General features: G+C 73.9%; 18 protein-coding genes. 4 read left to right on the top strand and 14 right to left on the bottom strand.

What is annotated here, in order from left to right; translation table 11 throughout:
- Nucleotides 1-11: 11 nt before the first annotated feature.
- Nucleotides 12-1,106, top strand: a complete 1,095-nt coding sequence (locus tag R2737_13230) for a CAP domain-containing protein (protein MEZ5117222.1) — start codon at nt 12-14, stop codon at nt 1,104-1,106.
- On the opposite strand, the gene R2737_13225 is transcribed toward R2737_13230, so the two are convergent.
- Genes R2737_13225 through deoC form a run of 4 tightly spaced genes read right to left on the bottom strand, consistent with a single transcriptional unit; the run spans nt 1,082 to nt 5,269 of the window.
- Complete coding sequence (locus R2737_13225) at nt 1,082-1,969, bottom strand: GNAT family N-acetyltransferase (protein ID MEZ5117221.1); 888 nt, start codon at nt 1,967-1,969, stop codon at nt 1,082-1,084. The genes R2737_13230 and R2737_13225 overlap by 25 nt on opposite strands.
- 7 nt (nt 1,970-1,976) lie before the next feature.
- Nucleotides 1,977-2,843 (bottom strand): aldehyde dehydrogenase family protein, encoded by an 867-nt coding sequence (locus tag R2737_13220; GenBank protein MEZ5117220.1) that lies wholly within the window; start codon nt 2,841-2,843, stop codon nt 1,977-1,979.
- Between the two features lie 13 nt (nt 2,844-2,856).
- The gene (locus R2737_13215; GenBank protein ID MEZ5117219.1) at nt 2,857-4,293 is read right to left on the bottom strand and encodes an aldehyde dehydrogenase family protein; all 1,437 of its coding nucleotides are present in this window, start codon (nt 4,291-4,293) and stop codon (nt 2,857-2,859) included.
- Nucleotides 4,294-4,300: 7 nt separating this feature from the next.
- The gene (deoC, locus tag R2737_13210; GenBank protein ID MEZ5117218.1) at nt 4,301-5,269 is read right to left on the bottom strand and encodes a deoxyribose-phosphate aldolase; all 969 of its coding nucleotides are present in this window, start codon (nt 5,267-5,269) and stop codon (nt 4,301-4,303) included.
- A 48-nt stretch (nt 5,270-5,317) separates the two neighbouring features.
- Between deoC and R2737_13205 the strand changes: the two genes are divergently transcribed.
- Nucleotides 5,318-5,932 (top strand): hypothetical protein, encoded by a 615-nt coding sequence (locus tag R2737_13205; protein MEZ5117217.1) that lies wholly within the window; start codon nt 5,318-5,320, stop codon nt 5,930-5,932.
- Nucleotides 5,929-6,423 carry a GNAT family protein gene (locus tag R2737_13200; protein ID MEZ5117216.1) on the top strand — a complete coding sequence of 165 codons (495 nt, stop codon included), beginning with the start codon at nt 5,929-5,931 and terminating at the stop codon, nt 6,421-6,423. The genes R2737_13205 and R2737_13200 overlap by 4 nt, the downstream gene beginning before the upstream one ends.
- A gap of 297 nt (nt 6,424-6,720) precedes the next feature.
- On the opposite strand, the gene R2737_13195 is transcribed toward R2737_13200, so the two are convergent.
- Genes R2737_13195 through R2737_13180 form a run of 4 tightly spaced genes read right to left on the bottom strand, consistent with a single transcriptional unit; the run spans nt 6,721 to nt 10,569 of the window.
- The gene (locus tag R2737_13195) at nt 6,721-8,415 is read right to left on the bottom strand and encodes a phospho-sugar mutase (GenBank protein MEZ5117215.1); all 1,695 of its coding nucleotides are present in this window, start codon (nt 8,413-8,415) and stop codon (nt 6,721-6,723) included.
- On the bottom strand, nt 8,412-9,248 hold the full coding sequence (locus tag R2737_13190; protein MEZ5117214.1) for an NAD(P)-dependent oxidoreductase: 837 nt from the start codon (nt 9,246-9,248) through the stop codon (nt 8,412-8,414). Before R2737_13190 ends, R2737_13195 begins: the two co-directional genes overlap by 4 nt.
- Nucleotides 9,245-10,078, bottom strand: a complete 834-nt coding sequence (locus tag R2737_13185; protein ID MEZ5117213.1) for a purine-nucleoside phosphorylase — start codon at nt 10,076-10,078, stop codon at nt 9,245-9,247. The genes R2737_13190 and R2737_13185 overlap by 4 nt, the downstream gene beginning before the upstream one ends.
- 38 nt (nt 10,079-10,116) lie before the next feature.
- Entirely contained in the window at nt 10,117-10,569 is a 453-nt protein-coding gene (locus R2737_13180) for a gamma-glutamylcyclotransferase family protein (GenBank protein MEZ5117212.1), read from the bottom strand.
- A gap of 55 nt (nt 10,570-10,624) precedes the next feature.
- Here R2737_13180 and R2737_13175 point away from each other — a divergent pair, with 55 nt between their 5' ends.
- Complete coding sequence (locus R2737_13175; GenBank protein MEZ5117211.1) at nt 10,625-12,028, top strand: NAD(P)H-quinone dehydrogenase; 1,404 nt, start codon at nt 10,625-10,627, stop codon at nt 12,026-12,028.
- A gap of 185 nt (nt 12,029-12,213) precedes the next feature.
- Here R2737_13175 and R2737_13170 read toward each other — a convergent pair whose 3' ends face one another.
- The 6 genes from R2737_13170 to R2737_13145 all read right to left on the bottom strand — a co-directional run bounded on the left by R2737_13170 (nt 12,214) and on the right by R2737_13145 (nt 20,556).
- Nucleotides 12,214-13,236 (bottom strand): hypothetical protein, encoded by a 1,023-nt coding sequence (locus R2737_13170; GenBank protein ID MEZ5117210.1) that lies wholly within the window; start codon nt 13,234-13,236, stop codon nt 12,214-12,216.
- Nucleotides 13,237-13,314: 78 nt separating this feature from the next.
- Nucleotides 13,315-14,208 carry a hypothetical protein gene (locus tag R2737_13165; GenBank protein MEZ5117209.1) on the bottom strand — a complete coding sequence of 298 codons (894 nt, stop codon included), beginning with the start codon at nt 14,206-14,208 and terminating at the stop codon, nt 13,315-13,317.
- Nucleotides 14,209-14,394: 186 nt separating this feature from the next.
- Nucleotides 14,395-15,720, bottom strand: a complete 1,326-nt coding sequence (locus R2737_13160) for a hypothetical protein (protein MEZ5117208.1) — start codon at nt 15,718-15,720, stop codon at nt 14,395-14,397.
- A 5-nt stretch (nt 15,721-15,725) separates the two neighbouring features.
- Entirely contained in the window at nt 15,726-17,486 is a 1,761-nt protein-coding gene (locus R2737_13155) for a biotin carboxylase N-terminal domain-containing protein (GenBank protein ID MEZ5117207.1), read from the bottom strand.
- Between the two features lie 100 nt (nt 17,487-17,586).
- A complete protein-coding gene (locus tag R2737_13150) occupies nt 17,587-19,536 on the bottom strand; it encodes a DUF4012 domain-containing protein (GenBank protein MEZ5117206.1) in 1,950 nt (649 codons plus the stop codon).
- Between the two features lie 333 nt (nt 19,537-19,869).
- Complete coding sequence (locus tag R2737_13145) at nt 19,870-20,556, bottom strand: nucleoside triphosphate pyrophosphatase (GenBank protein ID MEZ5117205.1); 687 nt, start codon at nt 20,554-20,556, stop codon at nt 19,870-19,872.

The raw sequence follows: 20,556 nt of genomic DNA, 5'->3' as shown, positions 1-20,556 counted from the left end.
CACTGGGCCCGATGTCCTCCCGTTTCCCCCGGCGGGCGGGCACCGTCACCGCGGCGCTGCTCGCGTCCGCGCTGGCGCTGCCTGCTGCGGGTGCCCCCGCCTCGGCCGCGCCGACGCCGCAGACCGTCCTGCCCACGGTCACACCCGTGGACGGCACCGCGACCACCGACCTCGACGCCCGGCTGGTGGCACTGGTCAACGCGGCACGCACCGCACGCGGCCTGCGTCCCCTCCGCGTGGTCGGCGGCCTGTGGGAGCAGGCCCAGCGCCGCTCGTTCGACAACGGCGACACCCGACGGCTGCGCCACTCCCCCGACATCGGTGCGCTCGCGTCCGCGGCCGGGTGCCGGTGGACGACGGTGGGGGAGGACGTCCCGTTCACGCCCGGGCGGCGGGTGACCGCCGACCAGGTGTTCGGCCAATACCGCGGATCCCCGGGACACTGGGCGGTCCTGCTCAACCCGCGGGCGACGCACGTGGGCATCGCCACGGTCGACCTGCCGTACGGGACGACGCGCGCCAGCTGGAACACCGTGGTCGTGGCCAACGGCTGCCGTTCGACCGTCCCCTCGGACGCGGTGTGGGGCCGGTACGACGAGCGCCGGGTCGCCCGGCCGGGCCGCACGCTGCGGGTCGCCGGCTTCGAGACCGGCCGCGACCCCCGGGCGATGGCCGCGGCGACCGGGCCGGTGTCCGCGCACCTGCTGCCCGCGACGTCGGGATCCGGGGACGACGCGGCGCGGGTGCGGCTGGCACCGGGTCCGACCGCGTCGGGGGACGGCCACGGCGGGCTGGAGCTGCGCCAGGGCCTGGGCCTGGCGCGGGCCCGTGCGCTGCGGGTGCGGCTGTCGGCGACGACGTCGTCCGGTCGACCGCTGCCCGTGACGGTGCTGCTGCAGCACGGGGACCGGGCACCGGTCCGGGTGGGCGCCGTGTCGGTGGGGTCCGGGCCGCGCACCAGCTGGCTTCGACTCCCGGCCGCCGCCCGCGGCTACTCCGACCGGCTGTACGTGGTGGTCGACGGGGCTGCGCTGCGGGCGACTGCTCCGGGCGACCCGGCGCCGCGGGCGGTGCTCGCCGTCTACGACGTGGTCGCGGTGGGCTGACCCCCGGTCGCGGGAATCCCCGGCGGACGGCGGGTGAACGAGTGCGCGGGCCCGACCTCGGCGAACCCGCGGCGGGCGTACCACTCCCGCGGCCAGTCGTGCTGCATGGCCGTCAGCACGACCAGGACCGCGCCCTGCTCGGCGGCGACCTGGAGCGCACGGGCCACGATCGCGTCGCCGAAGCCGTGACCGCGGTGCTCGGGCAGCGTCTCCACGCCGTCGAGCTCGGCGACCGGTCCGCCGGCCCGCTGCGGAGCGGTCCCGGCGGACCGGATCACCAGGTCCGCGTTCGCCGCCACGGTCCCCGCGTGGTCCAGGACCGCCAACCGGTGCACGGTCGCGTCCACGTCCAGCAGCCGACGCCGCTCCACCAGGTCGCGCACGGAGGCGTCGTCGGCGTCGGGCAGCCACACGCGGCGCCACATCGCCTCGACCGTGGGGGCCACGACCGACTCCGGGACCTCGTGGACCTCGGGGGAACCCGACGGCGGCCCGGCCGGATCGGGCGTGCAGGCCATCAGGACCTCGGCGTCGTGGTCGTAGCCTTCGCGGCGGAACGCCTCCACCGTCGAGTCGGAGACCTCGTCGTAGACGTCCACCTGCCGATGGGCCAGCCCGGCACCGCCGAGCACCTCGTCGGCCAGCCCGGTCAGCCGGATCCCGTCGGCGTCCGCGGCCGTGACGATCTTGTTGTGGTCGTAGCTGTTCGGGTACGAGGGGTCCAGCACGGCGAAGACACCGGCGCCGCACTCGACCACCCGGGCCGCGCGCAGGCGGGCGGAGTCCAGGCACCAGTCCCGGGTGATCTCGCCGGCGTGCCGCACCGGGTCGCCGTCGTGCCGGTGCAGGTGCAGGGGTGCCACCGTGACCTCACACTCCGATCGGGTGCCACACGGTCTTCGTCTCCACGAACGACCGCATCCGCCCCAGACCGGGCTCGGCGGACCAGTCCGCCTTGGCCGGTGGCCGCAGCACCCGCTTGACGTTGTCGGCCGCGGCCGCCTCCATCTGGCGGGCGAGGTCGGCGTCGTCGACGCCGGCCAGGTCGAGGGCGTTGACGTCCATGTGGGACGCCAGCCAGGGGCCGATCTCGCGGGCGCTGCCGGTGAGGACGTTCACGACGCCACCGGGCACGTCGGAGGTGGCGAGCACCTCGGTCAGCGTGATTGCCGGCAGCGGGCCGGCCTGGGACGCGACGACGACCGCGGTGTTGCCCGACACGATCACCGGCGCGAGCACCGACGCCAGGCCCAGCAGGGTCGACCTCTGCGGCGCGATGACGGCGACCACGCCGGTCGGCTCGGGGAAGGAGAAGTTGAAGAACGGTCCCGCGACCGGGTTGGAGTTGCCCAGCACCTGGGCCAGCTTGTCCGCCCAGCCGGCGTACCAGACCCAGCGGTCGATCGTCGCGTCCACGGTCGCGGCCGCCTTGCGGTCGGACACGCCCTCCGCCCGGGCCACCTCGGCCTCGAACTGGGCCCGGCGGCCCTCCATCAGCTCCGCCACCCGGTAGAGCACCTGGCCGCGGTTGTAGGCCGTGGCCCTGCTCCACCCGGAGAAGGCCGCCCGGGCGGCGACCACCGCGTCGCGCGCGTCCTTGCGCGACGCCAGCGCCGCGTTGGCCAGGAAGCGCCCCTTGGCGTCGGTCACCTCGTACGTGCGCCCGCTCTCCGACCGCGGGAACTTGCCGCCGACGAAGATCTTGTACGTCTTGCGGACGTCCACCCGCTCGCTCATCGCGTCCCCGCCCTCACTCGACGTCCAGGTAGGCCTCGAGCCCCTGCCGGCCGCCCTCGCGGCCGAACCCGGACTCCTTGTAGCCGCCGAACGGGCTGGTCGGGTCGAAGTGGTTGTAGGTGTTGGCCCACACCACCCCGGCGCGCACCTTCGAGGCCATCGCGAGGATCCGCGAGCCCTTCTCGGTCCAGATCCCCGCGGACAGCCCGTACGGCGTGTTGTTCGCCTTCTCGATGGCCTCCGACGGGGTGCGGAAGGTCAGCACCGACAGGACCGGGCCGAAGATCTCCTCCCGGGCGATCCGGTGGGCCTGGCTGACGTTGGTGAACACCGTCGGCGGGTACCACCAGCCCCGCTCGGGGATCGTGCACGGCGCACTCCACCGCTCCGCACCCTCGTCGTCCCCCGCCTTGGTGAGCTCCTCGATCCGGGCCAGCTGGACCTGCGAGTTGATCGCGCCGATGTCGGTGTTCTTGTCCATCGGGTCGCCGAGGCGCAGCGTGGACAGCCGGCGCTTCAGCGACGTCAGGAACTCGTCCTGGACCGACTCCTGCACCAGCAGCCGGGAGCCAGCGCAGCACACGTGCCCCTGGTTGAAGAAGATGCCGTTGACGATGCCCTCGACGGCCTGGTCGATCGGCGCGTCGTCGAACACCATGTTCGCTGCCTTGCCGCCGAGCTCCAGGGTGAGCCGCTTGCGGGTCCCGGCCACGGCGCGCTGGATCTGCTTGCCCACGTCGGTGGACCCGGTGAACGCGATCTTGTCCACGTCCGGGTGCTCGACCAGCGCCCGGCCGGTGGCGCCCGCGCCGGTGACGATGTTGACGACGCCCGGCGGCAGCTCCGCCTGCCGACAGATGTCGGCGAACGCCAGCGCCGTCAGCGGCGTGGTCTCTGCCGGCTTGAGCACCACGGTGTTGCCGGCCGCGAGCGCGGGTGCGACCTTCCACGCCAGCATGAGCAGCGGGAAGTTCCACGGGATGATCTGGCCCACCACGCCCAGCGGCCTCGGTTCCGGCCCGAGGCCCGCGTAGCCCAGCTTGTCCGCCCAGCCCGCGTGGTAGAAGAAGTGCGCCGCCACCAGGGGCAGGTCGACGTCGCGGGACTCCTTGATCGGCTTGCCGTTGTCCAGCGTCTCCAGCACGGCGAGCTCGCGGGACCGCTCCTGGATCAGCCGCGCGATGCGGAACAGGTACAGCCCGCGGTCCCGGCCGGATGTCTTGGACCAGACCTTCGTGTACGCGGTGCGCGCGGCCTTCACCGCCAGGTCGACGTCGGCGGCGCTGGCCTCGGTGACCGCCGACAGCACCTCCTCCGTGGCCGGATTGACCGTCTTGAACACCGACCCGTCGGCGCTGTCGACGAAGTCCCCGTTGATGAACAGCCCGTACGAGGGCGCGATGTCGACGACGTCGCGCGACTCGGGGGCGGGTGCGTACTCGAACGGCATGGCGTCCTCAGTCCAGCGTCACGTAGTCGGGGCCGGAGTAGCGGCCGGTGCTGATCTTCTGCCGCTGCAGCAGCACGTCGTTGAGCAGGCTCGACGCGCCGAAGCGGAACATGTCCGGGTTGAGCCAGTCGTCGCCGACGGTCTCGTTGACCATCACCAGGTAGCGGATCGCGTCCTTGCTCGTACGGATCCCCCCGGCGGGCTTGACCCCCACCATGCGGCCTGTCGCGTCGCGCCAGTCGCGCACCGCTTCGAGCATCACCAGCGTCACGGGCAGCGTGGCGGCCGGCGAGATCTTGCCGGTGCTGGTCTTGATGAAGTCGCCCCCTGCGAGCATCGCCAGCCAGGACGCGCGTCGCACGTTGTCGTAGGTCTGCAGCTCGCCGGTCTCCAGGATCACCTTCAGGTGCGCGTCGCGACAGGCCTGCTTCACCGCGACGATCTCCTCGAACACCTGCAGATAGCGGCCGGCGAGGAACGCGCCCCGGTCGATGACCATGTCGATCTCGTCCGCGCCGGCGTCGACGGCGTCGGTGGTGTCGGCGATCTTCACCGGCAGGCTGGCACGTCCCGACGGGAAGGCGGTGGCGACCGCGGCCACGTGCACCCCGCTGTCCCCCACGGCCTCCCGGGCCAGGCCGACCATGTCGTTGTAGACGCAGACGGCCGCCACGTGCGGGGTGGTCGGGTCGGTCGGGTCCGGGCGCAGGGCCTTGGCGCACAGGGCGCGCACCTTGCCGGGGGTGTCCATCCCCTCCAGCGTGGTGAGGTCCATCATCCGGATCACCAGGTCCAGCGCCCACTCCTTGGCGCTGGTCTTGATGGACCGGGTGGACAGGGCGGCGGTGCGGGCCTCCGCGCCGACCTGGTCGACGCCGGGGAGGCCGTGCAGGAAGCGCCGCAGCGTGGCGTCGGAGGCCGCCACGTCGTCGAGGTGGTCGAGGAGTCCGACCCGGTCGGACGCGGTCGCGGTCACCGGCCCACAGTAGTGGCGCGTGGCGGCCCGGGTGGCACGATGCGGGGCGTGACCGCCGCCTCCGGACCTGCCGGCCCTGCCGGCTTCCAGGTGCACCGTCTCGGGCTGGGCCTGGTGCTCGGCTGGTTCTTCCTCGTGGCCGCGGGCATCGCGCTGGTCAACGCGCTGGCCTTCGCGCGCGAGGCGTCCTGGGGCGACCGCGCCGGCGCCGCACTGCTGGCGCTGGCCCTCGGCGGGGTCTCCTACGTCCTGGGGGTCAGGCCGCTCGTCGCCGAGCAGCCCACCCGGGTGGTGGTGGCCAACCCGCTGCGCACGACCGAGGTGCCGTGGGGGTGCGTGACGGAGGTGGACCTGACCGACGTGGTCCGCATCCACGCCGGGGACCTGGTGGTCCGCTGCTTCGCGCTCCCGCGGCGGGGGCGGCCACCGGGAGTCACCCGTACCGCGCTGGGATCGGCGCCGCTGGTCGGCAAGGACCCGGACCAGGCCGCCCACGGGACGCGGACGTTCGAGACCACCGACCGCCTGCAGGAGCGGGCCGCCGAGCTCGGGCCGTCCAGTCCGGGCGAGGTGTGGTCCGGCTGGGCGCCGGCGGGGGCGGGGGTGGCGGTCGCCGCAGCGGTGGCTGCGGTCGTCGGGGCGGTGCTGCTGTGGGTGTCGTGACCGTCGGGACGTCCTCGTCGGGGGCGCGCGTGGTCCTGCGCGAGCCGGTCGAGGGGGAGCCGCCGGTCGAGGTCGACGACGACCCCTGGTCGGACTGGGGGGAGCGGCTGCCGCTGGAGGAGACGGCCGGGGTCGTGCACCGGCTGGTGGTGGAGGTCGACGGCGTGCCCGGGGGGGTCGTGTCCTGGCACCGCACGCACTACGGGCCGAACGCCGGCTCGCTGGCCTGGAACGTGGGGATCGCGCTGGCGACCTCCGTCCGCGGCCGCGGGGTGGGGTCGCTGGCCCAGCGGCTGCTGGCCCGGCACCTGTTCGACACCACCCCGATCGACCGGGTGGAGGCGTCCACCGACGTGACGAACGTCGCGGAGCGCCGCGCGCTCGAGCGGGCCGGGTTCACCTTCGAGGGCGTGCTGCGCGGCGCCCAGGCCCGCACGGACGGCCGGCACGACCTGGCTGCGTACGCCGTCCTCCGCACCGACCCGCTCTGAGGGGACCAGGTGAGGGCGTCACCGCGGCTCCCGTCCGTTCCGCCCGCCTCTCTTCGGCCGAATGAGTCCCCACGTCGTTTACGCGCCCGAATTCGGCTCCCAAGCAACGTGGGGACTCATTCCGTCGTGGGAGGGGGACGCGGGAAGCCGGCCGCCGGCGCACGCCCCGGTGATGCGGCCCGGTGATGCGGCCCGAGACGGTCTCCTTCACGCAGAAGTGAGCCGAACGGTTGCTACCGGGGGCCGCGACTGCCGGGTAGCGACCGTTCGGCTCACAAAGGCGGGGGCAGGCGCGGGTCAGATGCCGAGGGCGGCGGCGACGTCGGCGCTGATCGCGGCCAGGGAGGCGGCGGCCCGTTCCCGGGCCGCGTCCACGTCCGCGTGCCCGTCGCCCGTCTCCGCGGCTGCGTCGACGGGCTCGACCACCTCGAGGTAGCACTTCACCTTCGGCTCGGTGCCGCTCGGCCGGATGATCACCCGGCCCTGGTCGGCCAGCACGAACCGCAGCCCATCGGTCGGCGGCAGGTCGGCCGTGCCACGCTCCAGGTCGTCCAGGCGTTCCACCGCCCGGCCGCCCAGGGACGTGGGCGGCTGCGCGCGCAGCCGGGCCATCGCGTCGGCGATGAGGGACAGGTCGGTGACCCGGACGGACAGCTGGTCGGTCGCGTGCAGCCCGAAGCGGCGGGCAAGGTCGTCCAGCACGTCGTGGACCGTACGGCCGGAGGCCTTCAGCGTGGCCACCAGCTCCACCAGGAGCAGCGCCGCAGACACCCCGTCCTTGTCCTTCACCCCGTCGGGGTCGACGCAGTAGCCCAGTGCCTCCTCGTACCCGAACGCCAGCCCCGGCACCCGGCTGATCCACTTGAAGCCGGTGAGCGTCTCCGCGTACGGCAGCCCGGCGTCCGCCGCGATCCGCCCCAGCAGCGAGGACGAGACGATGGAGCAGGCGTACGCACCCGTCACCGGGCGCCCGGACCGCACGCCGCGCTCGAGGATCCACCAGCCCAGCAGCGCGCCGACCTCGTCGCCGCGCAGCATCCGCCAGCCGCCCTCACGCGTCGGCACCGCGAGCGCGCACCGGTCCGCGTCGGGGTCGTTGGCCACGACGACGTCGGCCTCGTGCAGCTCCGCCTCGGCGAGGGCGAGGTCCATCGCCCCCGGTTCCTCCGGGTTGGGGAAGGACACGGTCGGGAACGCCGGGTCGGGGTCGAACTGCGGCGCGACCACGACGGGCTCCGGGAACCCGGCGCGCTCGAGCGCGCTCACGACGATGTCGCCACCCACGCCGTGCATCGGGGTGTAGACGACGCGCACGTGCCGCGGAGAGTCGTCCAGCACGAGTGACACGGCCCGGGCCAGGTAGTCGTCCGCGATTGAGTCGGACAGCGTGTCCCACTCACCGCCGAGGGGTACGTCGGCCAGCGGCCCGACGGCGTCGATACAGGCCGAGATCTCCGCGTCGGCGGGCGGCACGATCTGCGAGCCGTCGCCGAGGTAGACCTTGTAGCCGTTGTCCTGCGGGGGGTTGTGGCTCGCCGTGACCATCACGCCGGCGGCGCAGCCCAGGGCGCGGATCGCGTACGCCAGCACCGGCGTCGGCAGCGGCCTTGGCAGCACCATCGCGGACAGCCCGGCACCGCGCATCACCGCGGCGGTGTCCCGCGCGAACACGTCGGAGTTGGTGCGCGCGTCGTAGCCGACGACGGCCGCCCCACCCCCGCGCTCGCGCAGGTAGTCGGCCAGACCGGCGGCGGCGCGGATGACCACGACGCGGTTCATCCGGTTCGGTCCGGGTCCGAGGGCCCCGCGCAGCCCGGCGGTGCCGAACTGCAGCCGGCCGTCGAAGGCGTCGGCGACCTCCGAGGCGGCGGCCGCGTCCCCGCCGTCGGCAGCGGCGAGCAGCTCGGTCAGCCGCTGCCGGGTCTGCGGGTCGGGGTCCTCCGCCAGCCAGGCCTCGGCGCGCGCGCGGGTCTCGTCGGGCAGCGTGGTCACCGCTCCACCTCCGGGGGTGTCGGTCGGGGGTCGTGCCATCCGTCGACGTGCGCGAAGGAGCCGCCGAGGAAGCGGTACTCGTCGTCGTCGGGTGTCTGTTCCGGGGTGCTCGCCAGGATCTCCGCCGCGTACGCCTCGGCGTCGTCCTGTGGGTCGTAGCCCAGGGCGCGGCCGGGGTCCAGGTCCCACCAGCGGCGGGTGTTCGCCGAGATGCCGTAGACCACCGCGTACGTCAGGTCCGGGGCGCGCAGGCAGGCGTCGACCAGCCGGCCGAGGTCGTCCGGGGACAGCCAGGTGGACAGGTGCCGCCGCGTCAGTGGCCGGGGGATCGAGGTGCCGATGCGCAGGCACGCGGTCTGCATCCCGTACCGGTCGGCGTAGAGCGAGCACAACGCCTCGGTCGCGACCTTGCCCATCCCGTAGAACGAGTCCGGCCGGGGACGTACATCCACGCCGACCAGGTCGGCCCGCGGCGTGAAGCCCACCGCGTGGTTGCTGGACGCTGCGACGACGCGGCGCACGCCGTTGCGCCGGGCGGCCTCCAGCACCCGCGCGGTCCCGACGATGTGTGACGCGGCGATCTCCTCCACGGGTGCCTCGCCGGCGACGGCGGCGAGGTGCACGACCGCGTCGCAGCCGGGCAGGACGGCGTCGAGGACCGCGTCGTCGAAGCAGTCGCCGACGGTCTCGGTGTGCGGCGGCTCGACGGCGAAGCCGCTCCCGGGTACGCGGTCGACCAGCCGCAGCGCCCAGCCGGCGGCCGCGAGACGTGGCACCAGCGCCGAGCCGACCGCCCCCGCGGACCCCGTGACCAGGACGGTTCCGGCGGTCACAGCCGGACGACCACCCGAGACAGCAGGTCGCCCATCCGGGTCGCCGCGGCCTGGCCGGCGTCGATGACCTCCTGCGCGTTCAGCGGCTCCCCGGTCATGCCCGCGGCCATGTTGGTCACCAGTGAGATCCCCAGGACCTCCAGCCCGGCCTCGCGCGCGGCGATCGCCTCCAGCACCGTGGACATCCCGACGAGCGTGCCGCCGATGGTGCGGACCATCCGGATCTCGGCCGGGGTCTCGTACTGCGGGCCGCGCATCTGGACGTATACGCCCTCGGCGAGTGACGGGTCCACCTCGCGGCACAGTGCGCGCAGCCGCGGGGAGTACAGATCGGTGACATCGACGAAGTTCGCGCCCCGGATGGGTGACGTCGCCGTCAGGTTGATGTGGTCGCTGATGAGCACCGGGGTTCCCGGGCTCCAGGAGGGGTCCAGGCCGCCGCAGCCGTTGGTGAGCACCATGATCCGGCAGCCGGCGGCTGCCCCCGTGCGCACGGCGTGCACGACCGGCTCGACGCCGCGGTCCTCGTACAGATGGGTCCGGCCGAGGAACACCAGCACCCGGACGTCGCCCGCTCGCACCGAGCGCACCCGACCGGCGTGACCCAGCGCGGACGGCGGCGGGAACCCGTACAGCTCGGTCCAGGCCACGTCGGCCACCGTCTCGCCGAGCATCTCCGCGGCGGGCACCCAGCCCGAGCCCATGACGAGGGCGACGTCGTGCTGGGGTACGCCGGTCACGCGGGCGAGGTCCGCCGCTGCGCGGCGCGCGGCCTCCGAGGGGTCGGCGAACAAGTCGGCTGCGGGGGCGTTCCCGGGCTGCTCCGTCACGGCTCGACGGTAGTGCGTGCCGGGCCGGCGGCGCGTGGCTACGGCCCGATCGAGCGGCACTCCCGCGACCGCAGGTCCGCGACGTAGTCGGCCGGCGCCCCTGCGGCCTCCGCGGCGTCGGCGATCACGCCCAGGTAGTGCGCCGAGGGCAGTCCGCCCTCCCACCCGTCGAGGACGTACAGCCAGGCCAGCACGTCGCCCTCGAGCGTCTGCACGCGGACCCGGATCTTGTTCCACAGGCCGAGGTCGGTGCCCTCCCAGGCGTCCAGCCGGCGCTCGTCGGCGTCGGAGACCTCGTACAGCATCACGAAGACCTGCTCTAGCGGGTCCTCCACCACGGTGGCGAGGGCGCCGTCCCAGCCGATGTCGTCGCCGCCGAAGGTGAGTCGCCAGCCGGCCAGCCAGCCGGAGCCGCGGACGGGGGAGTAGGGCGCCCGCTCCGCCATCCGGTGCGGGTCCAGGTTGGGGCCGTAGGCCGCGTAGAGCGCCACGGGCCTCAAGGGTACGGGCCGACCCCGGGTGTGCGGGTGCGACACAATGCCGGGCGTGGCGAGGGTGGTGGTGGTCGGCGGCGGTCCGGGCGGGTACGAGGCGGCGCTGGTCGCGGCGCAGCTCGGTGCGGAGGTGACGGTCGTCGACCGGGACGGGCCCGGCGGCTCCGCCGTGCTCACCGACTGCGTGCCCAGCAAGGCGCTGATCGCGACCGCGGAGGTCATCACGCTGGCCGAGGACAGCGGCGACCTCGGCGTGCGGATCGGCGGGGCGCCGCCCAGCGCCGACGTCATCGGCGTGGACCTCGGCGTCGTCAACGACCGGGTGAAGCGGCTGGCGCAGGCGCAGAGTGCCGACATCGCGCGGCGCCTGGACCGCGACGGGGTCCGTGTGGTCCCGGGCATCGGACGGCTGGACGGACCGAGCCGGGTCGTGGCCGACCTCGCGGGCGGCGGGTCGGAGGCGTACGACGCCGACGTCGTCCTGGTGGCCACCGGTGCGCGCCCGCGCGTGCTGCCCGACGCCGTGCCCGACGGCGAGCGGATCCTCACCTGGGAGCAGGTGTACGACCTCCCGGCGCTGCCGGAGCGGCTCATCGTGGTGGGATCCGGTGTCACCGGAGCGGAGTTCGCCTCGGCCTACAACGCACTCGGATCCGATGTCGTCCTGGTGTCCTCGCGGGAGCACGTGCTGCCGGGCGAGGACCCCGACGCGGCGGCGGTGCTGGAGGAGGTGTTCCGCCGGCGCGGGATGACCGTGCTGTCACGGGCACGGGCGCAGGCCGCGCGGCGCGAGGGCGACGGTGTGGTCGTGACCCTGGAGGACGGCCGCACCGTCGAGGGGTCGCACGTGCTGATGGCGGTCGGCTCGCTGCCGAACACCGAGGGCATCGGGCTGGCGGAGGCGGGCGTCACCCTCGGACCGGGCGGCTTCGTACAGGTGGACCGGGTGTCGCGCACGTCGGCCCGCGGCGTCTACGCGGCGGGGGACTGCACCGGCGTGTTCATGCTCGCGTCGGTGGCCGCCATGCAGGGACGGATCGCGATGTGGCACTCGCTCGGGGACGCCGTGGCGCCGCTGGACCTGAAGACGGTGTCCAGCAACGTCTTCACCGAGCCGGAGATCGCGACCGTCGGGGTGACGCAGCGCGACATCGATGAGGGCCGCATCAACGCCGACCAGGTGACCCTGCCGCTGGCGACGAACGCCCGAGCGAAGATGCAGGAGATTCGCGACGGGTTCGTGAAGGTGTTCTGCCGCAAGGGAACCCGGATCGTGGTCGGCGGCGTGGTGGTGGCGCCGCGTGCGAGCGAGCTCATCTACCCGCTGACCATGGCCGTCGAGCACCGGTTGACCGTGGACCAGGTGGCGTCGTCGTTCACGGTGTACCCGAGCCTGTCCGGGTCGGTGGCGGAGGCCGCCCGGCGACTGCATCTGCCCGACGCCGACCCCGACTGACCCGCGATCCCCGCCGGACCGCGATCCCCCGTTCCCCTCCGGACCGCCGATCCCCTCCGGACCGCTGCCCGCAGCGCCGTCCCCACCGTCCGTTGCTCAGTTGTTGTCGTTCTCCGGCGAGCAGAACGACAACAACGGAGCACTCGCGGAGAGGTCGGGAAGGGCGGGCAGGCAGGGCGGTCAGGTCAGGGAAGGGCAGCGGGGCGGCGGGACGTGAGTGACCAGTTGCCGACGTACGGGTAGCCGGAGAGCCGGTTGACCCGCACGGTGCCGACCACGGTCGGCTGCCGCTGGAGGGAGGTCGTGCGCATCACGGTGGCGATCTTCGCCGTCGGTGCGACCCCGGCGGTGCGGACGTACCACCACGCCCCGCCCAGGCGCATCGGACCGCTGAGCCGCGCGGAGCCGCTGGAGCGGATGGCCGTCGTACCCGCCTTGCCGTCGATGCCGAGAAGCGCTGTCGTCCAGGCCATCTGCGGCGAGCTCGGGTCGTAGGGGGCGATGGCCGCGTACGCGACCTGGCGCGAGTCCGTCGTCCAGGACATGGTGATGTCCGGCTCACCCTCGCCGAAGCGGTCGATCGCGACCCGGCGCCCGTCTCGGGTGCGGTAGATCGACAGTGCCTCCGCGTCGCCGTCGGTCCAGCCCCACACCGCGACGTGCCGGGTGTCGGGGGACAGCGCGACGTTGGCCACCTGGCCGGGCAGGTCGCCGCCGGTGGGGAACCCGGTGCAGGCCCGGCACAGCCGGGTGATCGCGCGGGTGCGCACGTCGTAGCGGGACACCGAGCCGTTGGTCCGGCCGAACGTCACGTATCGGCCGTCGACGGAGACGTCGGGCCGCCCCGAGACGCCCCCGGTCAGGACGGTGCGGGCCCGGCCGGCGACGAGGACGGTCAGCCCGCGGCGGGCCCGGTCGCGGCCGGCGACCTTGAGCTGCGTCACGTACGCCACGACCCGGCCGTTCGCGGAGGCGTCGACCGCGAGGGCACGGTCCGCGGCGGCGAGGGGGCGCGGGGTCGTGGAGCCGATCGTCCCCGCGTACGGCCGGGTCGAGATCACGCCGCCCGGGGTGGCGTCGGTGATGACCGACCAGGTGACCCACGGGTCTGCGGCGGCGGGGCCGGCGGCTGCCAACGCGCCGCCGGCGACTGCGGCGGTCAGCGCGGTCGTGGCCAGGACGCGGACGGCGGTGCGGGTGAGCGTCATGACGGTCCCCTTCGACGCGCGCAGCGTGCACCCTGCGGGCATCCCAGCGGAAGGGCCGAGCGGACGTCTCGCGTTCCGTCAGCGGGCGCGGACCTGCATGGAGTTCGCCGAGACGCGCAGCGACCGGGTGTCCACCGCCTCGAACGCGGCGGCGGGGACTCCCTTGAGCTCGTCGATGAGGGCCAGCGGCCAGCGGTCGTCCGCGGTGCCCTGGAAGTACCAGCCCGCGCCGTTGTCCGCGACCACCAGCCCGTACGTGCGCATCGCGCGCAGCACCGGCTGGGCGCGGGCCGAGTACGTCGAGATGTCGTACGAGGCGCGCAGCCGGAATCGGGCGCCCATCGGCGGGTACGCGGGGTCGTCGGTGGCGCCAGCGCGGTGCCGGGCCGGCCAGACGAAGGCGTCGCGCGTCACCGGCACGGTGAAGCGGATCGCGTGGTCGACGTACCCCGCGGCCACCTCGTCCCAGCGCAGCAGGCCGGGCAGGATCGGCAGGCCGGCGGCGTCGGCGGACGTCCAGCCCTTGGGGCGCAAGCGGTTCGAGCGCAGGTCCCAGGTGGCGCCGCTGCCGGCGTACCAGCCGCTCGCCCGTCTGTGGGTGTCCCAGGTCTCGTACAGCCGGCAGGTCGACCGGTCCACGACGATGGTGTGCCGGTCGCCGCCGGCGTCGCGACCGCCCTCGATCGCCGTGTCCGACCCGAGCGGGTAGCGGACCCGGTCACTCTCGTCGGCGTACCCGAACCGGACCCGCACCTTCGGGTGGCCCGCGCCGACGACCGTGACGGGGATGCCGTACGGGACCGGCTGCGCGCCGAAGGACGGTCCGAAGTCCGGGTGCAGGGATGTGGTCGCGGCCCGGGTCGTGCGCAGCCAGTCCCGGGAGCGCGGGTGGACCGGCAGCCGGGACACGTCCGCGTGCCACCACGAGTCCGCCGGGAAGACGGGGCACGAGGTCCCGGGGAGGGGTCGCACCGCGGGAGCAGCCGGCGCTGCTGGGACGGCCTGCGTGGCTGGGACGGCCTCCGTGGCTGGGACAGCGCCGGCAGCGAGCGATGCGACAGTCACCGCGACCACGACCAGTCCCCGTCGAGTGCTCACCTGTCGTCGTTCTCGGACGCAAACAACGACAACATGTGAGCACTCGCCGTAGGGGGCGCGCTAGAAGTCGCCGCCGCCGAAGTCACCGCCACCGCCGCCGAAGTCGCCCCCGCCGAACCCGCCGCCGCCGAAGTCACCGCCCCCGAACCCGCCGCCGCTGGTCCCCGCGGTCGGGTCGTGCTGGATCACGGTGGGGCCGGCCATCATCGAGCCGAGCATGGTGCCCATCAGCAGCGCCGGAAGGACGTTTCCGAAGGACGAGTAGTAGCCGCTGGCGTAGGGGGCGTACTGACGGCCGGCCTGCCAGTACGGGACCCGCCCGCCGCCGGTCGCCGCCGGCACCTCGCGGGCGGCGGGCACCGACCCGGACTTCAGCGTCGCCGCGCACGAGAAGCAGACCGGGACCGGTCGCGGCGCACCGCCGTCCGGCGCCCACTCGACGTCCTCGACGCTCGGCCCGTGCCGCGGGTCGACGAAGCAAGGCGGACGGCGCTGGGGCAGCGGTGTGCCGTCCAGCCGGGCCTGCACGCAGGCCAGCGCGAAGCGGCCGTCCTCCAGCGCACTGGTGACGTTGGCGGCGTCCGCGTCGGAGCGCATGGCCTCGCTGGCGTCGCGGGCGCGGGAGTAGGAGTCGAGTGCGGTCTGCATGTCCGCGCGGCCCGCCTCGTCCAGCCGCGAGTCGGAGGTGTCGAACGCCGCCAGCCGCTCGCCGAACTCGGTGACGTCCTCGTCCACGACCTCCTTGACCTCCTCCAGGCGCTTTGTGGCCGCCTTGCGGCTGGTCCGGACGCCGAACCAGATCAGCGCGCCGACGCCGAGGACCAGGGCACCGCCGAACACCAACAGGCCGACAGGGAAGCCGGAGGACCCGCTCGAGCCGGACGTCGACGATCCGCTGCCGGTCCCGCCGCTGCCGTACCTTTCGCCGGCCAGAGCGACGAAGTCGCTGAGCACCGCGTACGGGCCGGCGGACCGGTTGGCCGCGAACGCCTGGTCGGCCAGGTCGCGCACGGTCCCGGAGGTGGAGCCGGCGCGGAAGGAGTTGCCGACGATGACCGCGTAGACGCCGTTGCGACCGACCGCCCCCTGGATCGCGACCAGGGCGGAGTCCGCGCTGCCGCCGTTCTCGGCGGCGAACGACTCCGGCAGCACCGCGACGTAGATCGGCACGCCGGTGTCGCGGATCTGGGCGGACAACTGGTCCGCCTGCGCCGTGGTGAGCGCGTTCTCCGCGGCCGGGTCGTTGTAGACGGGGTCGGACTCCAGTGCGGAGGCGACCTGGTCCAGCGTCGCCGCGTACGCGGGGCTCGCCACACCGGTCAGTCCGACCAGCGCGAGCAGCAGGAGCAGGGGTGCGATCAGCGCTGCGCGCGCGGGTCGGTTCACGGGCCTCAGTCCTTGATCTCCAGCAGCACGGTCCCTGTAGGCACGGTAGCGCCGACCTCGGCGGTCAGCCCGGTGACCGTCCCGGCCTTGTGCGCGTTGAGCGGCTGCTCCATCTTCATCGCCTCGAGAACCACGACCAGCTCGCCGGCCTCGACCTGCTGGCCCTCCTCGACGGCGACCTTGACGATCGTGCCCTGCATCGGCGCGGTGACCGCATCCCCGGACGCGCCACCGCCGGCCTTCTTCGCCGCGCGCTTGGGCGCCTTGCCGCCCTTCTTCGCCCCGCCGGCCGAGATGGCGCCCAGGCCCTCGGGCAGGCTCACCTCGAGGCGCTTGCCGCCGACCTCGACGACGACGGTCTCCCGCTGCTCCGGCTCGTGCATCTCGGTCGCCGCACCGGTGTAGGCGGGGATGGTGTTGTCGAAGCCGGTCTCGATCCAGCGGGTGTGGACGGTGAACGGGTCGTCGGGGTTCGTGGGCGCGAAGGCCGGGTCGCGCACCACGACGCGGTGGAACGTGAGCGCGGTCGCGATGCCGTCGACCTCGAACTCGTCCAGCGCGCGGCGCGAGCGCTCCAGCGCCTCCTGCCGGTCGCGGCCGGTGACGATGAGCTTGCCCAGCAGCGAGTCGAAGTTGCCGCCGATGACGTCGCCCTGCTCGAACCCGCCGTCCCACCGCACGCCGGGGCCGGCCGGCGGGTTGAACTTCACCAGCACGCCCGGGGCGGGCAGGAAGTTGCGGCCGGGGTCCTCGCCGTTGATGCGGAACTCGAACGAGTGCCCGCGCAGCTCCGGGTCATCGAACCCGAGCTCCTCGCCGTCGGCGATGCGGAACTGCTCGCGCACCAGGTCGATGCCGGCCACCTCCTCGGTCACCGGGTGCTCGACCTGCAGCCGGGTGTTGACCTCGAGGAACGAGATCGTGCCGTCCTCGCCGACCAGGAACTCGCAGGTGCCGGCGTTGTAGTAGCCGGCCTCCTTGATGATCGCCTTGGAGGCGCGGTAGATCTCGGCGACCTGCTCGTGGGACAGGTACGGGGCGGGCGCCTCCTCGACCAGCTTCTGGTGCCGGCGCTGCAGGGAGCAGTCGCGGGTGGAGACCACGACCACGTTGCCGTGCTTGTCGGCCAGGACCTGGGTCTCCACGTGCCGCGGGTTGTCAAGGTAGCGCTCGACGAAGCACTCGCCGCGGCCGAAGGCGGCCACGGCCTCGCGTACGGCGGAGTCGTACAGCTCGGGGATCTCCTCCAGCGTGCGCGCGACCTTCAGGCCGCGGCCGCCGCCGCCGAACGCCGCCTTGATCGCGATCGGCAGGCCGTGGGCCTTCGCGAACTCGACGACCTCGTCGGAGCCGCTGACCGGGTCGGGGGTGCCCTCGACCTGGGGGGCGCCGGCGCGCTGCGCGATGTGGCGGGCGGACACCTTGTCGCCCAGGGAGCGGATCGCCTCCGGCGGGGGGCCGATCCAGGTCAGCCCGGCGTCGGTCACCGCCTGCGCGAAGTCGGCGTTCTCGGACAGGAAGCCGTAGCCGGGGTGCACCGCGTCGGCGCCGGACTCGGCCGCGACGGCGAGGATCTTCGCCATGTCGAGGTACGTCTCGCCCGGGGTGGTGCCGTGCAGGGCGTACGCCTCGTCGGCCTCCCGGACGTGCATCGCGTCCCGGTCCGGGTCGGCGTAGACGGCGACCGACGTCAGGCCCGCGTCGCGGCAGGCCCGGGCCACGCGTACCGCGATCTCGCCGCGGTTGGCGATGAGCACCTTGCGCACGTGTGATCTCTCCCCACCGGGTGCTGGCGGCCGACCGGCCGCGCTCGGTCGAGCCTAGCGAGGCGAGTTGGGCGTCAGCGCTCCGGGACGTCGTCCCGGGTCAGGTCGGGCGCCGCACTGTGAGGGAGATCTCGGTGCGGGCGTCCAGGTCCAGCCCGAGCACGGCCGTGCCCGGCTCCTTCGGGGTCCAGCCCTCCGGACGAGCGGTGTCCAGGTCGGCCAGGTAGCCGTCCGGCGCCTCGACGGTCAACGTGAGCGTCGGGGTCTCCCAGACCGCTTGCGGCTCCGCCACCGCGACGTACGTCAGCGCGTCCCCTGTCCCGAAGGTCCCAGCGGGCAGGGAGTAGCGGATCGTGAACGTGCCGGTCTCCCCGGGGTCGAGGTCTGCGGCCGCCCGCAGCAGCCGGCCGCCGTTGCCGTCCCCGAACGACGTCGTGGGCAGGCCCCGGGGACCGCGCGCCTCGATGACCTCGGCGTCCGTGGGGAGGTAGAAGAACCAGGACGCGGACACCGACGGGTTCTGGTACGGGTCGTCGGGGTTGGGCACGTCCGCGGGTGCCTGGTTGGTCACCCTGACCGTTCGTTCCACCTCGGCGCCTCCGTCGGGCCGCAGCCGCACGACCTGGTCGATCTCGCGCTGCTGGAAGACGTCAGCCTTGCTGGCGTTGGTGTTCGACGAATACGCCGCGATCCGGTCGCCGCCGTCGTAGCGCAGGTCCCCGGACAGGTCGGTCCCGGCCAGCGTCGCCGACAGCGCCGGGTCGCGCAGGTACACCTGCACGTGCTTGCCGGAGGCCGTCCCGAGCAGCGCCCGCCCGACGGAGAGGACCTGGTCCCCGGCGAGCAGCCGGGACACCATGGCCTCGATCAGCTGGTTGTTGAGCTCGCGCCGGGCGAAGCGCCCGTCGTTCCCGAAGTCCCGGTAGGCATCGACGAGGAGCTTCTCTCCGAGGTTCGCCCCCGTGACCTCGCCGTAGAAGTCGGACTGCAGAGGGCCGGTGGCATCCAGGACAGCGCCGGCGGCAGTCAGGTCGATCGCGATCACCCCGTCCACGTCCCCGAAGTCGAACTTGCGGGCCGCGCGCGCCAGCTCCTCGCCGGAGATGGACCAGTTGGGGTTGGTGTTGGCGTTGGTGAGCCGGTCAGGGGCGCCTTGCGGTGGGGCGAAGGGCGCCCGAGCGACCCGTGTCCACACCGCCTTCTCCAGGTCGTAGTAGTCGGCGAGGGACCCCTTCTTGGGGATGGTCAAGGCGCCGTCGTCGAACTCCAGCACCGCCACGGACAGCGGCGCACCCCCGGTGGGACGCAGCTCGGCCTGGTTGAGCACGAAGAGCAGGTAGCGGCGAGGTCCGTCGGCGCCGAGGGCCGCTGGGAGCCCCTGGAGGGCAGGCAGCGCCTGGGACAGGGTCTGTTGCAGCGGCACCACCTCCGCCAGCGCCTCGTCCCTCGCCTCGGCGAGGACGACGGTCCCGGGGAAGGTGGCCTCAACCTGGCGCAGCTGGTCCTCCGCGGTGATCAGACGTGACTGGGCGGACTCCACCGAGCCGATCAGGTCCTCCAGCCGGGGCAGGTCGACCCTGCCGTCGGTGAAGACCGGGGTGGCACCGTCGGCCTGCCCGCTGGCCTGGCCGTACGCGTCCACCACGTCCGCGGCCCCGGTCGACAGCTCCTCGGCCGCGGCGATCAGGTGGTCGAGGTCCCGCGCCGGCTGACCCACCACCGGGAGGGCGGCAAGGAGCCGGACCTGTGGAGCGTCCGCCGCCTCCCGCGCCGTGGCCACGGCCGCGTCCGCGCTGGCGGCGGCCTCCGCTGCCGCTTGGTAGTCGCCGTCCTCCAAGGACTGCTGGGCTGCCGCGATGTCCGAGCGAGCCTGCCCAGCCGCCTGCTGGATCGTCCGCGCGGAGCCTGCCAGTCCCCAGCCGAACCAACCCGCTGCTGCCAGCAGCAACGCGGCGACCAGCCCGAGGGCCCACCAGACGCGGCGTCGACTCCGGGGGCGGGAGCCGGCCCGGCTCGCGGCCTCGGGAGCGTTCTCGTCCTGGGGGGGCACGGGTCTCCTGGCGTCGGGCGCCGGCACGACCTGCGCCGGCGCGGGGTTGGGTGGCACGGGGCGCCGGGCACCGTGGTGCCGGGCACGGGCGGTGCCGCGCTCCAGTGTGACCCCCGCGGGACCCGTTTCGGTTCCCGGCGGCCCATCGCGGCGGCAAGCCCTACCACGGCGATTCGATCACACGGCGTGACGTGCCCGGTGCGCTGCGGTGACGCCTCGTACGTTCGGTGAGCCAGGCCGCCGCTTCGGATGACCCCGTTCGGGTGAGCGACCCGCGCCTCTGCTACAGGGGGTCACTACCGTCCTGTCGCGGGTGCTGGGGATGCGGACGGCTCAGCTGGGGGGGTCCGCATCCTCGGCACCCCTCCCCGCGGGGGCGGGGAACGAGTGCCACAACTCGGGCCACCGCAGGCCCAGGTCGGCAAGCAGCAACCGCAGTCGTGGCAGCGAGAGACCGACCACGTTCGACGGGTCGCCCTCCACCCCGCGCACGAACGGCGCGGCTAGGCCGTCCAGCGTGAACGCCCCCGCCACCTTCACCGGCTCCCCGGTCGCGACGTACGCCGCTACCTCGGCCGCCGACGGGGACGCGAAGTGCACCACCGTCGACTCGACCGCGTCGACCGCCACGCCGTCGGACAGCCGCACCACCGCGTGCCCGGTGCGCAACACCGCCGAGCGACCGGACAGCTGGTTCTCCCAGCGCCACAACGCCTCCGCGGCGTCGGCGGGCTTGCCGTACGGAACCCCGGCCACGTCCAGCACCGAGTCGCAGCCCACCACGAAGCAGTCCCGGTACGAGTCATCAGCGGCCAGCACAGAGGCCACGTCGAGCGCCTTCGCCCGCGCCAGCGTCCGGCAGTGCTCGACCGGGTCGTCGCGCACCGCGGCGGGCAGCGACGCCAGGAGCGCAGGCTCGTCCACCGAGCTCACCCGCACCACGGGGGACACCCCCGCGTCCCGCAGCAGCCGCAGCCGCGCCGGGGACGCCGACGCCAGCACCAGCCGCGCAGCGGACAC

The sequence above is a fragment of the Candidatus Nanopelagicales bacterium genome (assembly GCA_041393815.1).
Lineage (GTDB): Bacteria > Actinomycetota > Actinomycetes > S36-B12 > JAWKJK01 > JAWKJK01.
Note: the sequence above shows the minus strand (reverse complement) of the source record. Positions and strands in the feature narration are given on the sequence as shown.